Here is a 13,959-nt window from a genome sequence, read left to right as displayed (position 1 = left end):
TTATTTCCTGAAAACATAATTCCCGCGGATCTTGCGCCACAGCCCGAATACATCAGTGCGGGGAAAGATGGCGATCCGGCGCATCTGGAAAGGGTCCTGGTGCATCGCTTTGGGGCCGCTATTGGTAGCGACGGCAAAACGATACCCGGCGGTGATAGCCTGTTCCTTGGCACTCTCGTTCATATCTCCGTAAGGGTAGGCAAACGAGAGCAACGGATGGCCAAGCAGGGCCTCCAGTTGGCGTTTATTCTCCTGAATTTCATGGGCTTGCTGTTCGGGTGTGAGCTTGCTCAAGCGGGGGTGAGTCAGGGTATGACCACCAATTTCCACATGACCGCTGGCGGCCAGCGCCTTGACCTGCTCGCCACTCATCAATGAAACCTTGGTGTCCGGATTGGTCGGATGCTCGACATCCCAACGGTTATAACCTTCGCCGGTAACCACGTACACCACGGCTTTGTAACCATATTTTTGCAGCAGTGGCAGCATGCGGGTCAGGTTGTCCTGATAGCCGTCATCGGCGGTGATCATCAGGTACTTCTTGCCGTATTGCAGACGGTGGATAAAGCCTTTGTCCGCCAAATCGCGGAAAGTCAGGGTTTCATAGCCTAACCACTTCATCAGGCGCAGGTGCTTCTCGAACATGGTGATCGGCATCCAGGTGCCGTGCACCCCTTTCTCGCTATCCTGCGCGATAAAGCGGTGGTACATGATGACGGGCATCTCGCGGCGCAAGGTTTCCACCACCGCATCCTGATAGATGGACTCCAACCCGGAGACAACCCCCTGCAAGCCATACTCGTCCTGAATGCGTTGGCGAATGACTTCCGGCACCGTCTTGCTGGCCAGGGCGGGCTCGATTTCTCCCTTCAGGGCAGCAAAATCGATAGCCAGATCCTTGGGGCCGATATCGCCAAAATTGCTCGCCAGAGCATCAGCCAGATTCTGTTCGGTTACCAGACCAATGGCCCTGGCTTCACCAATGGCAAAGGCGGGCCGACCGCAGAGCAGTGCTTCCATCGCCACCCGACCGGCACCTATCACCAAATCGCTGCCAGCCAGCAGAGCGGGAACATCATCGACGTACCCAACAAACTCGGCACGGCCTTCGAAACGGGCAAAGCGCTCCGGAACCTTGGTACCGCTGACAATCCGCACCTTGCAGGCATCCAGATCGAGTACCTCGTCGAGCAGACGGTAACAGAGCTCCCCTTTGGGGCCGCTCAAACGGCCAATGATGGCAATCACCGGCTTTGGGTTGTCCGGCGCTGGCACAGGCTGGAATTTGTCGGTTTCGATACCGTTGCGCAGCACCTGCACGATCGCGGGATCGACCCCCAGATTGTCGACAATCTGATGGGCAATATCCTCACAAACGGCAACTGCCCGATAGCCGAGAGCATGGAATGCCTTGCGCGAAGCGTGCACCGGCTGGCGACCATGAACCGTGGTGATCATCGGGGTGCCAGTCAGCTTGCAGGCCACATAACTGCTCCAGCCGGAGGCGCGGGAGTGAGCATGCACCAACTGGATATGGTGCTTTTTGATGAGATAGATAAGGTAGAAGACGTGCCAGAAGCGGCGCAGAATGCTGCGCTTGTTGAATCTCAGCTTGAAGACTGGGCCAAGCGTCGGCTTGGTCAGGGTATCTGATACATAAAAGACGTTGTGACCACGCCGGGTCAGTTCGTTACCGACCGTGGTGGCATAGACCTCAGCTCCCGTTACCTCGAGCTGGGAGAGTGCCATCAATATATTCATCGCGCGGTTACCCGGTAGAGAAGAGAGGAACGGCAAGCAGCCACAGAGACCAGAAACCGGAAGCAGGCGAGTGCCCACTTCCGGTTTTGCGCTCAAACTGCCGCGTTGTGCTCACCTGTTAGCGGTTGAGCCAAGCCATGTAATCCGCTACCCCTTCGGCAACGGTTTTGAACTCGGCGTCATAACCCACGCTGCGCAGCTTGGTCATGTCAGCCTGGGTGAAGCTCTGATAGCGGCCCTTGAGGTGATCCGGGAAGGGAATGTACTCAATGGATCCCTTCTGATGATGCTTGATCACCGCTTCGGCCACGTTCTGGAACGGCTCGGCACGGCCGGTACCACAGTTGAAGATGCCGGAGTGCTGCGGGTTCTGCCAGAACCAGAGGTTTACCTTGCAGACATCGTCAATATAGATGAAGTCACGCATCTGGCCACCGTTCGGGAAGCCATCGCAACCTTCGAACAGCTTGGGATTCTCGCCCTTCTTCACCTGGGTATTGAGGTGGAAGGCGACGGAAGCCATGGAGCCTTTGTGCTGTTCGCGCGGGCCGTAGACGTTGAAGTACTTGAGGCCAACAACCTGAGAGTTGATCTCCGGCATCCAGCGGCGCACGTACTGGTCAAACAACTGCTTGGAGTAGCCGTAGACGTTGAGCGGCTGTTCGAACTTAGGATCTTCGATGAAGTTGTCGTTGCGGCCACCGTAGGTCGCGGCAGAAGAGGCGTAAATGAACGGGATTTCACGCTCGATGCAGTAGTGGAACAGATCCTTGGAGTACTCGTAGTTGACCTCCATGATGAACTTGCCGTTCCACTCGGTAGTCGCAGAGCAGGCACCTTCGTGGAAGATCACCTCGATGCCGTTGTCCCACTCTTCAAACTCGTCGCCGGAGACGATGCGCGCCTGAAACTCGTCTTTGTCCATGTAGTCAGCGATGGTCAGATCGACCAGGTTGACGAACTTGGTGCCGTCGGTCAGGTCATCAATGACCACGATATTGGTCCGTCCTTGAGCGTTCAGCTGCTTGACCAGATTGCTGCCGATAAAGCCAGCACCGCCAGTTACTACGATCATGGAGTTTGCCTCTCGTACGTTGATGGCTACATGTGACTGCTTGTTAAAGCTGTGTATAGTGAGCCAATTTGAAATTGCCGAAAAGTTTATCACGGGCCGTCCGGGGATTCGACCTTGTTCAAAACTGCCCCGAGCGGAACCTGTTGGAGGAATGAGTGATGAAAACCAGAGACAGGATCATTCACAGCGCGACCGAGCTGTTCAACGATCAGGGTGAACGCAACATCACCACCAACCACATTGCGGCGCACATGGGTATCAGCCCGGGCAACCTCTACTACCACTTCCGCAATAAAGAAGACATCATCCACTCCATCTTCGACCAGTATGCCCGCCACCTGAGCGAGAGCTTCGTGCCGACCCGCAACCGTGAAATCACCCTGCAGGATCTGATGGGCTATCTGGATGCCATCTTCTATCTGATGTGGCAGTTCCGCTTCTTCTACGCCAATCTGCCGGACATCCTGAGCCGTGACGAACCGCTGCAACAGAAGTACCTCAAGGCCCAGGAACAGATGCGCTCTTCCGTGGTCGCGCTGCTCAGAAGCCTGCGCGAAGGCGGCATTATCGATGTCAGCGATGAAGACCTGCCGGATCTGGGCCAGACCATCAAGATGGTGGTGACCTGCTGGATCCCCTTCCAGATTGCCCAGGCCCCCAACACCCGCATCACCAAACCGCTGCTCTATCAGGGCGTGTTGAAGGTGCTGTTCCTGCTGCGCCCCTATGTGCAACCCCAGGTGGCCGGACAGATCCAGCAGCTGGAGCAACACTACCGTCAGCTGGCCCAACCAGCTGGGTGAGATCTGTTTCACATTTGTTGAATATCAGCACAATCATTTGAATTTACCGCAACAGATTGCAGTAAAATGTCGCCCTCTGTTGATACGCAGCTGAAATAGCCAATAAGGATCGAGGATGTCTAACGGATTCTATCGTCACCTGACCGAGCAACTGAACCAGGTGCAAGCTGAAGGGTTGTACAAGCAGGAGCGCATCATCACCTCCGCCCAACAGGCCAGCATCGCCGTCGGCGGTGAGCAGGTACTGAACTTCTGTGCCAACAACTATCTTGGGCTGGCCAACCACCCGGATCTGATCGCTGCCGCCCATCAGGGACTCGACAGCCACGGCTTCGGCATGGCCTCGGTGCGCTTCATCTGCGGCACCCAGGACCAGCATAAAGCGCTGGAGCAGAAGATGTCTGCCTTCCTCGGCACCGAAGACACCATCCTCTACTCCTCCTGTTTCGATGCCAATGGCGGTCTTTTTGAGACCCTGTTCGGCGCCGAAGATGCCATCATCTCCGATGCCCTCAACCACGCATCCATCATCGACGGCGTGCGGCTGTGCAAGGCCAAGCGCTATCGCTACGCCAACAACAACATGGCCGAACTGGAAGCCCAGCTGAAGCAGGCAGATGCCGATGGCGCCCGCTTCAAGCTGATCGCCACCGACGGTGTCTTCTCCATGGATGGCGTCATCGCCGACCTCAAATCCATCTGCGATCTGGCGGACAAATACGATGCGCTGGTGATGGTGGATGACTCCCACGCCGTCGGCTTTATCGGCGAAAACGGTCGCGGCACCCACGAATATTGCGGCGTGATGGATCGGGTCGACATCATCACCGGCACCTTGGGCAAGGCGCTCGGCGGCGCATCCGGCGGCTATACCTCCGGCAAGAAAGAGGTGATCGACTGGCTGCGTCAGCGCTCCCGCCCGTACCTCTTCTCCAACTCGCTGGCTCCCTCCATCGTTGCCGCCACTATCAAGGTGATCGACATGCTGGCGGAAGGTCACGACCTGCGCGCCCGCCTGAAAGAGAACAGCCGTTACTTCCGCGAGCGGATGAGTGCCGCCGGTTTCACCTTGGCTGGCGCCGACCACGCCATCATTCCGGTGATGCTGGGGGATGCCAAACTCGCCTCCGAAATGGCGAGCCGCATGCTGGCAGCCGGCATCTATGTGGTGGGCTTCTCCTTCCCGGTCGTGCCCAAGGGTCAGGCCCGCATTCGCACCCAGATGTCTGCCGCTCACACCCGCGAGCAGCTGGACAAGGCGATCGACGCCTTTATCCGCATCGGCCGTGAACTCGGCGTTATCTGATTTGAATCAAGGGGCTGCAGCCCCTTTTTTCTGCATTCATATTGAAGGAACAGCCATGAAAGCACTCTCCAAACTGCACAAAGAGGTCGGCATCTGGATGACGGATGTGCCGGCCCCCGAGCTAGGCCACAACGACCTGCTGATCAAGATCCGCAAAACCGCCATCTGCGGCACCGATATCCATATCTACAACTGGGACGAGTGGTCCCAGAAGACCATTCCGGTACCCATGGTGGTCGGCCATGAATATGTCGGGGAAGTGGTCGCCATCGGTCAGGAGGTGCGCGGCTTCGCCATCGGCGATCGGGTCTCCGGTGAAGGGCACATCACCTGCGGTCACTGCCGCAACTGCCGCGCCGGACGCACTCATCTATGCCGCAACACCATTGGCGTTGGCGTCAACCGCCCGGGTGCCTTTGCCGAATATCTGGTGATCCCCGCATTCAACGCCTTCAAGCTGCCGGACAACATCCCGGACGAGCTGGCCGCCATCTTCGACCCGTTCGGCAATGCGGTGCACACCGCCCTCTCCTTCGATCTGGTGGGTGAAGATGTGCTCATCACCGGGGCAGGTCCCATCGGCATCATGGCAGCCGCCGTCTGCCGCCATGTGGGTGCGCGCCACGTGGTGATCACCGACGTCAACGAATATCGACTGGAGCTGGCCCGCAAGATGGGCGCCACCCGCGCGGTCAACGTGGCCAAGGAGAAGCTGGCCGACGTGATGAGCGAGCTGGGCATGACCGAAGGCTTCGACGTGGGGCTGGAGATGTCCGGCGTCCCGAGCGCCTTCCAGGAGATGCTCGACAAGATGAACCACGGCGGCAAGATCGCCATGCTTGGCATCCCGCCCTCCACCATGGCCATCGACTGGAACAAGGTGATCTTCAAGGGGCTGTTTATCAAAGGGATCTATGGCCGCGAGATGTTCGAGACCTGGTACAAAATGGCCAGCCTGATCCAGTCCGGGCTGGATCTCTCCCCCATCATCACCCACAGATTCCACATCGACGAATTCCAGCAGGGGTTCGATGCGATGCGCTCCGGCCACTCCGGCAAGGTGATCCTGAGCTGGGATAAATAGGCCGTTTCACCCCTTGGTTACTCGAAACCCGGCGAATGCCGGGTTTCTTTTTATCTCCACCACCCGAATTGCCGTGATATCGGCCAAAACTTTGCACGCAGAGTGTTTAACACTTCACACACAAGCGTTTAAATGGCTGTAACTATTCGGTTATAATCCCGTCGTTTACATGGATAATAAAAGACTGCTGGGAGTATATGAGCGTGTTGAAAAAACTGAGCTATTTGCTGGCTGTCGGGATGACGGCCGCCAGCTTGTCTGGGGCAGTGCTTGCTGCCGATGAGATGTCACCGGAAGCCATTGCCGAGCGGATCAAACCAATCGGTCAGGTCTATACCGCCAAGGATCTGGAAGGTATTGCCGGCGCGAGTGCTGCACCTGCTGCGACCGCCTCCTCCGGTCCCCGCGATGGCGAAACGGTATACAAGGGCGCCTGCTTTGCCTGTCACGACAGTGGCGCCGCCGGTGCCCCCAAACGGGGTGACAAGGCAGCCTGGGATCCTCGCATCGCCCAGGGCATTGATACTCTCAAGAAACATGCCATTGAAGGCTTTACCGGCAAGTCCGGCATGATGCCTCCGCGCGGCACCTGTGCGAACTGTAGTGATGAAGAGATTGAAAACGCCATCCACTACATGATCGACAAGCTGTAAGTATTTGAAAGGGCCGCAATTGCGGCCCTTTCAATCTATCGGCTTCCGACTACTCTTGTAAGGTAGACATATCGGGAGTTGCACATGTCGGCCCAATCCATCGAACCCCACTACTCAACTCCTCTGTTGGCGTTGGTCTCTGCCATTATGGACTTCCCGGCGCCACAAACCGCCACATCTGACGATTACGATGCCCTGATCCAGCAGATTGACCAACTCTGCCCGCTGCAACATTTCGGCATGCTGGGCCTCTCCGATACCGGTCTGAACTGGCTTTACGCCTACAAGGTCAGCGACATCTTCAAGCAACAGCTGGGCCGTGAGCAATCCCGCATCACCGATCAGCTCACCCAGCTGGATGAAGCCGAAGGGTGGTGCGTCTTCCCCATTGAGCATGGCCAGATACAGTGGTTGCTGGCGCGCGGCACCCCCGCCGACCTGCCGACCCTGCGCCTGCTGCTGGAGTGTCTGGCCAAGCGGCTGACCGAAACCCAGGCGGGCTCCCATCTCACCGAGCTCCCTTCGCCGCTGATCCGCAAAGACCCGAACTGGAAAAAGAAAATCGAGAGCATCAGCCGCATCATGCGGCTCGCCAATACCCTGCCGGCTCAGGCGCTCTTCTCCCAACTGGAAGCGGTACTGCGCCAGATGCTCACCATTGAGGATATGCTGCTGGTCAGGTTAACCAGTCAGAAGCTGGAAAAGATCTACCCTGCCCATCCCCATCAGGGAGACGAGTTCATCAGCGGCTTGTGCCACAGCACCAGCAATATCGAGGTGAGCAGGGAGTCACGCTACTGGCACAGCATGCCGCTGCGGCTGCAACAACAGTACTTCGCCCACTTCATCATCAGCACGGCTCAACCGCTGGAGACCGACGACAAGCTGTTTCTCGACTTCCTGCGTGGCCAGCTCACCCTGCTGCTGGAGCTGAGACGGATCCGCCAGCAGCTCAACGACATCAATACCGAAGACTCCATCAACCAGCGGCTACAACAGCTGCGTCAGACCAACCTCAGGCTGCAAAAGCAGCTCAAGCAGCATCAGGAGCTGGAACGGCGGCTGCAATTCGATGCGCTTCACGACCCGCTGACCCAGCTGCCCAACCGCGCGCTGTTGATGAACCACCTCAACCACGCCATGACCCACTACAACCGCTACAAGTCACCGGGATTCGCGGTGATTTTTATCGATGTGGATCATTTCAAGCAGATCAATGACACCCTGGGCCACAGTGCTGGCGATCAGCTGCTCAAGGAGGTGAGCCGCCGCCTGCAAACCTGCATCCGGCAAAACGATCTGGTGGCCAGACTGGGTGGCGACGAGTTCGTCATCTATCTGGACAGCAGCAAGAGTGACGATGACATCAGCCCGGTGCTCAACCGCATTATCAGCCGTCTCTCCTACCCGTTCCGGCTACTCGGCAACGAGCTGAGCATTACCGTCAGCCTGGGGGTATCGAGCGTCTCCGAGCAAACCTCAGATATCAGCCAGCTGCTCCATCAGGCCGATTTGGCCATGTATCAGGCCAAGCGCAATGGTCGCAGTCGCATCGTCAGCTACTCGGATGATTGCATCAACCAGAACTGGAATTCGCCGGAAGAGATGCTGGCCAGAGCCCTGCGGGAGGGGCGAATCGTCCCTTACTTCCAGCCAGTGATCAGGCTGCAGGATAGCCGCCTGACCGGACTGGAGGTGATGGCGCGCTGGCTGACCGAGGAGGGGATTCTGAAGGATGCGTTCGACTTTATTCCGCTGGCAGAGCAGTGCGGCTTGATACTGGAGCTGGATTACCAGATCCTGCGCCACACCTGTCAGCAACTGAAGAACTGGCTGCCAATCTCCGGGCAGAGCAAGTTCAAGGTCGCCATCAATCTGTCGGGCAAGCATCTGGTCAACCATGACCACATCATGCGACTGATGGGGATCATCGAAGAGGAAGGTGTCGCCCCCGGCTATCTGATTTTTGAATTCAACGAGCGGGAGCTGTCGCGGCAAGATTCCGATGCGCTGGCATCCCTGCACGAGCTGCGCGCCAAGGGCATCCAGATCAGCCTCGATGATTTCGGCACCGGCTTCTCCTCCCTCAACGCCCTGTTCCACTTCCCGGTGGATTACATCAAGGTGGATGACAGCTTTACCCAGAGGATGCTGCAATCGCCCAAAGATTTGGCGCTGATCCGCGCCATGCGGGATATCTGTCAGGATCTCGATTACACCCTGGTCGTCGAGGGGATCGAGAACCAGCAGCAGTTGCAGAAGCTGATTGATATCGGCTGCCGGATGGGGCAAGGGCGCTATATCTCACCGCCCATGCCGGGAGCAGACATAGTACCGCTACTGACCCCGGCCAATCCTTAGGATTAATCCTTCTTGAACAACGCCCGCAGGTTGGCAACACCGACCTGCCCCTTCTGCTGGCGCTCCTCGGCAGTCACCTTCTTCTGGTTTTCCCATTCAAGATCATCCTGCGGCAGCTCCAGCAGGAAGCGGCTCGGCTCTGGCCGTACCGACTCACCAAACTGGCGCCGCTCCTTGCAGAGGGTAAAGGTCAGCTCGGTCTGGGCCCGGGTGATGCCCACGTAGGCGAGACGTCGCTCTTCCTCCACATTATCTTCATCGATGCTGGTCTGGTGAGGCAGCAATCCTTCCTCCATCCCCACCATGTAGACATAGGGGAACTCCAGCCCCTTTGAGGCGTGCAGGGTCATCAACTGCACCTGATCGGCATCGTCCTCCCCCTCGTTGCGCTCCATCATGTCACGCAGGGTGAGGCGAGTGACCACCTGAGCCAGCGTCATCGACTCCTCCAGCTCATCCCCTTCCAGCATCTCGGTGATCCAGCGATAGAGGGTGGAGACGTTCTGCATCCGCATCTCGGCCGCTTTCGGGCTGGGGGAGGTCTCGTAGAGCCACTCTTCGTAATGGATCTCCTTGATCATGTCCCGCACCGCCTCCACCGGATTGCCGCGCAACGCCTGATCGCCAAGGCGAACCAACCAGTTGGTGAAGGCCTGCAAAGCAGTCAGGCCCCGCCCGGAGAGATGCTGTTCCAGCCCCAGTTCGAAGCTGGCAGCAAACAGGCTCTTGCCGCGCTGATTGGCATACTGACCCAGTTTCTCGAGGGTAGTGGGGCCGATCTCGCGACGCGGCAGGTTGACCACCCTCAGGAAGGCGGTGTCCTCATCCGGATTCACCAGCAGCTTGAGGTAGGCCATGATGTCCTTGATCTCGGTGCGGGAGAAGAACGAGGTGCCGCCGGAGATGCGATAAGGAATCCGGTTGGTCATCAGCGCCTTCTCGAAGATGCGCGACTGATGGTTGCCCCGATAGAGGATGGCGTAATCCTTGAACCGGGTGCGGTTCATAAACTTGTGTCCCATCATCTCGGCAGCGATCCGCTCCGCTTCGTGCTCCTCGTTCTTGGCGAACAGCACCTTGAGCTTCACCCCCTCATCCAGCTCGGAGAAGAGCGCCTTGTCATAGACGTGCGGGTTGTTGGCGATCAGGATGTTGGCGCACTTGAGGATCCGCCGCTTGGAGCGGTAGTTCTGCTCCAGCTTGATCAGCTTGAGGCTGGGGAAATCCTCGCTCAGCAGCACCAGATTCTGCGGCTTGGCACCGCGCCAGGAGTAGATGGACTGGTCATCATCCCCTACCACGGTAAAACGGGCCCGCTCGCCGACGATCTGCTTCACCAGCTCGTACTGGCTGGTGTTGGTGTCTTGGTACTCATCGACCAGCAGATAACGGATCTTGTTCTGCCAGCGCTCGCGCACCTCCTGATTGCTCTTGAGCAGCAGGGTCGGCATCACGATGAGGTCGTCAAAATCCAGCGCGTTATAGGCCACCATCTGGCGGTGATAACGCTCGTAGAGCTGGGCCATCAACACCTCTTCCGGCCCGCGAGCGATACGCATGGCACGAGCAGGCAGGATGAGGTCGTTCTTCCAGTTGGAGATTTGGCTGATAAGGGCCGAGAGCTTGTCCTTGTCGTTGTCGAGCTCGTCTTCAGTCAATTCTTTCAGCAGCGCCAGCTGGTCGGTGTCATCGAACAGGGAGAAGTTGGCCTTGAGATTCAGGCTCTTGTGCTCACGACGAATGATATCGAGACCCAGGGTATGGAAGGTGGAGACCATCAGCCCCCGCGCCTCCTTGCGGCCCAAAGTCTGGCCGACCCGCTCCTTCATCTCCCGCGCCGCCTTGTTGGTAAAGGTGACCGCTGCGATATTGCGCGCACTGTAGCCGCACTGCTGCACCAGATAGGCAATCTTGTTGGTGATGACGCGGGTCTTGCCCGATCCGGCACCCGCCAGCACCAGGCAAGGGCCGGAGACATACTTGACCGCTTCGTTCTGATTGGGGTTGAGCTTCATGGGCCGGATCTCTTGGCTTATGATGAGGGGCGGCATTGTACCAGAAATCACCCGACGAGCCCTACCTGCTGCACGGCAGGCAACCGCCCATCGGGCTTATCGCGCCTTGTGTTCGGGCGCTATTTTCAGGATCATGACCGACCTTTCGAGATGATGACTTTTTCCAGATGATGAGGGGAGCATGAATCAGCAACAGCACGACCAACTGCGCAGCCAGTTTCCGGCCTTGGCGCAGGAGGTAAACGGCCACCCTCTGGTCTATCTGGACAACGCCGCCACCACCCAGAAGCCGCGCGCGGTACTGGATGCCATCGCTCACTACTATGGGGCCGACAACGCCAATGTGCACCGTGCCGCCCACGCCCTGAGTGGTCGCGCAACCCGCGCCTTCGAGGCCGCCCGCGAAACGGTCGCCCGCTTTATCAATGCGCCTCGCGGCCAAGAGGTGATCTGGACCCGTGGCACCACGGAGGCGATCAATCTGGTGGCCCAGAGCTGGGGGATGAGCGAGCTCAAGGCGGGGGACGAAATTATCCTCAGCACCCTGGAGCACCACGCCAACATCGTCCCGTGGCAACTGGTCGCCCAACGCACCGGCGCAGTGATCCGGGTGATCCCCCTCGATGAGCGGGGCGATCTCGATCTGGCCGCCTATCACGCTATGCTGGGGCCACGCACCCGGCTGGTGAGCGTGGCCCACGTCTCCAATGCCCTCGGTACCGTCAATCCAGTCAAAGAGATAGTGGCTGCCGCCAAGGTAGTCGGCGCTCTGACCCTGAGCGACGGTGCTCAGGCGGTGGCGCATCTCGACGTCGATGTGCAAGCCATCGGTTGCGACTTCTACGCCTTCTCCGGCCACAAGCTCTATGGCCCGACCGGCATCGGTGTGTTGTGGGGCCGCACCGAGCTATTGGAGCGGATGCCGCCCTGGCAAGCCGGTGGCGAGATGATCGATCGGGTCAGTTTCAGCGGCACCACCTTCAATACCCTGCCTTTCAAATTCGAGGCGGGCACCCCCCATATCGCTGGCGCTATCGGCCTCGCCGCCGCCATCGACTTTGTGATGGCGCAAGACCGGCAATGGCTCGCCCAACATGAGCAGGCACTGACCGACTATCTGGTAGCTGGCCTGCAACAGGTGCCGGGGTTGCGTCTGGTCGGCGAACCCGGCCAACGCGCCGGTGCTGTCTCTTTCTTGCTCGACGACATCCACCCGCAAGATGCTGCTACCCTGCTCGACATGCAGGGTATCGCCCTGCGAGTCGGCCATCACTGCGCCATGCCACTGATGGAATCCCTCGGGATCGGCGGCACCATGCGCGCCTCGCTGGCCTGCTACAACAATCGGGACGATGTCGACGCCCTGCTGGCCGCCCTGCACAAACTCAGTGACTTCTTCTAAGGCAGACAACCGAATGAGTGACCTCGCAAGCTATACCCAGATTGGCATTGAGCCCAACGCCGACACCATCCGCCAGCAGTTTGCCGCCGCTCACGGCTGGGAGAACCAGTACCGGCTCATCATCCAGCTCGGCAAGCAGCTGCCAGCGCTACCCGCCAAATGGCAGCAGGAGGAGTTCCGCCTCAAGGGGTGTGAAAGCCAGGCTTGGCTGAAGGGAGAACAAAGCGAGGATGGCTGCTGGCACTTTGCCTGTGATTCCGATGCTCGCATCGTGCGGGGCCTCATCGTCATCGTGCTGGCAGCACTCAACCACCAATCGTCTGCGGCGATCCAGGCTTTTGATATGGAAGACTATTTCAGCGAACTGGGACTTGAAAAACACTTGAGCCCGTCACGAGGTAACGGGCTCAGAGCGATCGTACTGGCGATCCGGGAACAAGCGGTCTAACCCGCCTTGTTCAGTGGTCGATTAGGCTTCGCTAATCGACCCAGCATCTTCATTCCCTGCCTCTTTCTCGGCTCGGGTGCCCCGCTCGGCAATCTTCTTCAATACCCGGGACGCGGCAACCAGCCCGAAGGTTGCCGTCACCGGCGTCACGGCGCCAAAACCGGAGGCGCAATCCATCTTCATGGTGCCATCGCTGGCCGCCTTGGCCTGACAGGTGCCACCATTACCATCCGGATAACTCAACTGCTCGGTTGAGAAGACACACTCCACTCCGAATTTGCGCGCCGGATTCTTGCTGAAGTTGTGCAACCGGCGCAGGTCGGAGCGAACCTTAGCAGCGAGCGGATCCTGAATGGTCTTGGCCAAATCGGCCACGGTGATTTGGGTCGGATCCATCTGCCCGCCGGCACCACCCGCTACAATCACCGGGATCTTGTTACGCTTGCAGAAGGCAATCAGCGCCACCTTGGCCTTGACCGAATCGATGGCGTCCACCACATAGTCAAACTCTCGCTTGATATGCTCGGCCAGGTTGTCGGCGGTGACGAAATCGTCCACCTCGATCACTTCGCAATCCGGATTGATGGCGCGAATGCGCTCGGCCATCACCTCGGTCTTGAGGCGACCAACCGTCCCCTGCATGGCGTGGATCTGGCGATTGGTGTTGGTGATGCAGATATCATCCATGTCGATCAGGGTGATCTGGTTGATACCGGCGCGGGCCAGCGCCTCTGCCGCCCAGGAACCGACGCCACCGATCCCCACCACACAGACCTTGGCCTGGCTAAAGGAACGCAGTGCGCTCTGACCATAAAGACGGGCAATGCCCCCGAATCGCTGTAGATATTCTGCTTTCATACCACCACCTTGCTTGAGGGCGTCCATTATAGCGACAACCACCGCCAGCGGCGATGGCATAACCGGAGAAAATCGGGGAGGAAAAACAGAGAAAACGGCAGGGAAGAGAGAATAAAAGGTCAATTATCAGCCGACTTTCTGAATGGCAACCAATAAAAAACCCCGCTCGATGAGCGGGGTTTCTTGTATTGGG

The 13,959-nt window shown here is 58.3% G+C and carries 11 protein-coding genes; 7 read left to right on the top strand and 4 right to left on the bottom strand.

Features of this window, described 5'->3' with window-relative positions; translation table 11 throughout:
- Both AACT07_RS20520 and rfaD read right to left on the bottom strand, forming a co-directional pair.
- Positions 1-1,761: a polysaccharide deacetylase family protein gene (locus tag AACT07_RS20520; protein ID WP_069529788.1), complete on the bottom strand. Its 1,761-nt coding sequence runs from the start codon at positions 1,759-1,761 to the stop codon at positions 1-3.
- Between the two features lie 118 nt (positions 1,762-1,879).
- Positions 1,880-2,836, bottom strand: coding sequence for an ADP-glyceromanno-heptose 6-epimerase (gene rfaD, locus AACT07_RS20515; protein ID WP_069529787.1), 957 nt, complete (start codon positions 2,834-2,836; stop codon positions 1,880-1,882).
- 158 nt (positions 2,837-2,994) lie between these two features.
- Here rfaD and AACT07_RS20510 point away from each other — a divergent pair, with 158 nt between their 5' ends.
- The 5 genes from AACT07_RS20510 to AACT07_RS20490 all read left to right on the top strand — a co-directional run bounded on the left by AACT07_RS20510 (position 2,995) and on the right by AACT07_RS20490 (position 9,043).
- A complete protein-coding gene (locus tag AACT07_RS20510; protein WP_005340848.1) occupies positions 2,995-3,639 on the top strand; it encodes a TetR/AcrR family transcriptional regulator in 645 nt (214 codons plus the stop codon).
- A 115-nt stretch (positions 3,640-3,754) separates the two neighbouring features.
- On the top strand, positions 3,755-4,945 hold the full coding sequence (locus tag AACT07_RS20505) for a glycine C-acetyltransferase (RefSeq protein WP_069529786.1): 1,191 nt from the start codon (positions 3,755-3,757) through the stop codon (positions 4,943-4,945).
- A gap of 55 nt (positions 4,946-5,000) precedes the next feature.
- On the top strand, positions 5,001-6,029 hold the full coding sequence (tdh, locus tag AACT07_RS20500) for an L-threonine 3-dehydrogenase (protein ID WP_005340852.1): 1,029 nt from the start codon (positions 5,001-5,003) through the stop codon (positions 6,027-6,029).
- Between the two features lie 197 nt (positions 6,030-6,226).
- Positions 6,227-6,682 (top strand): c-type cytochrome, encoded by a 456-nt coding sequence (locus AACT07_RS20495; RefSeq protein ID WP_069529785.1) that lies wholly within the window; start codon positions 6,227-6,229, stop codon positions 6,680-6,682.
- Between the two features lie 84 nt (positions 6,683-6,766).
- Positions 6,767-9,043, top strand: coding sequence for a putative bifunctional diguanylate cyclase/phosphodiesterase (locus AACT07_RS20490; RefSeq protein ID WP_043821401.1), 2,277 nt, complete (start codon positions 6,767-6,769; stop codon positions 9,041-9,043).
- Between the two features lie 2 nt (positions 9,044-9,045).
- On the opposite strand, the gene rep is transcribed toward AACT07_RS20490, so the two are convergent.
- Positions 9,046-11,058 (bottom strand): DNA helicase Rep, encoded by a 2,013-nt coding sequence (gene rep, locus AACT07_RS20485; protein WP_069529784.1) that lies wholly within the window; start codon positions 11,056-11,058, stop codon positions 9,046-9,048.
- A 181-nt stretch (positions 11,059-11,239) separates the two neighbouring features.
- Between rep and AACT07_RS20480 the strand changes: the two genes are divergently transcribed.
- On the top strand, positions 11,240-12,460 hold the full coding sequence (locus AACT07_RS20480) for an aminotransferase class V-fold PLP-dependent enzyme (RefSeq protein WP_069529783.1): 1,221 nt from the start codon (positions 11,240-11,242) through the stop codon (positions 12,458-12,460).
- Between the two features lie 13 nt (positions 12,461-12,473).
- Positions 12,474-12,908: a SufE family protein gene (locus AACT07_RS20475; protein ID WP_069529782.1), complete on the top strand. Its 435-nt coding sequence runs from the start codon at positions 12,474-12,476 to the stop codon at positions 12,906-12,908.
- 21 nt (positions 12,909-12,929) lie between these two features.
- Here the strand turns inward: AACT07_RS20475 and tcdA are convergent, their stop codons facing one another.
- A complete protein-coding gene (tcdA, locus tag AACT07_RS20470; protein ID WP_069529781.1) occupies positions 12,930-13,766 on the bottom strand; it encodes a tRNA cyclic N6-threonylcarbamoyladenosine(37) synthase TcdA in 837 nt (278 codons plus the stop codon).
- Positions 13,767-13,959 lie beyond the last annotated feature (193 nt).

Source organism: Aeromonas sp. ANP5 (genome assembly GCF_963870295.1).
GTDB lineage: Bacteria > Pseudomonadota > Gammaproteobacteria > Enterobacterales > Aeromonadaceae > Aeromonas > Aeromonas veronii.
The sequence above is the reverse complement of the archived record's forward strand: the minus strand, read 5'-3'. Positions and strand labels throughout refer to the sequence as shown.

Coding starts and splice junctions, on each gene's coding strand:
- AACT07_RS20520 (WP_069529788.1), bottom strand. CDS start 1,761: ATGAATATATTGATGGCACTCTCCCAGCTCGAGGTAACGGGAGCTGAG.
- rfaD (WP_069529787.1), bottom strand. CDS start 2,836: ATGATCGTAGTAACTGGCGGTGCTGGCTTTATCGGCAGCAATCTGGTC.
- AACT07_RS20510 (WP_005340848.1), top strand. CDS start 2,995: ATGAAAACCAGAGACAGGATCATTCACAGCGCGACCGAGCTGTTCAAC.
- AACT07_RS20505 (WP_069529786.1), top strand. CDS start 3,755: ATGTCTAACGGATTCTATCGTCACCTGACCGAGCAACTGAACCAGGTG.
- tdh (WP_005340852.1), top strand. CDS start 5,001: ATGAAAGCACTCTCCAAACTGCACAAAGAGGTCGGCATCTGGATGACG.
- AACT07_RS20495 (WP_069529785.1), top strand. CDS start 6,227: ATGAGCGTGTTGAAAAAACTGAGCTATTTGCTGGCTGTCGGGATGACG.
- AACT07_RS20490 (WP_043821401.1), top strand. CDS start 6,767: ATGTCGGCCCAATCCATCGAACCCCACTACTCAACTCCTCTGTTGGCG.
- rep (WP_069529784.1), bottom strand. CDS start 11,058: ATGAAGCTCAACCCCAATCAGAACGAAGCGGTCAAGTATGTCTCCGGC.
- AACT07_RS20480 (WP_069529783.1), top strand. CDS start 11,240: ATGAATCAGCAACAGCACGACCAACTGCGCAGCCAGTTTCCGGCCTTG.
- AACT07_RS20475 (WP_069529782.1), top strand. CDS start 12,474: ATGAGTGACCTCGCAAGCTATACCCAGATTGGCATTGAGCCCAACGCC.
- tcdA (WP_069529781.1), bottom strand. CDS start 13,766: ATGAAAGCAGAATATCTACAGCGATTCGGGGGCATTGCCCGTCTTTAT.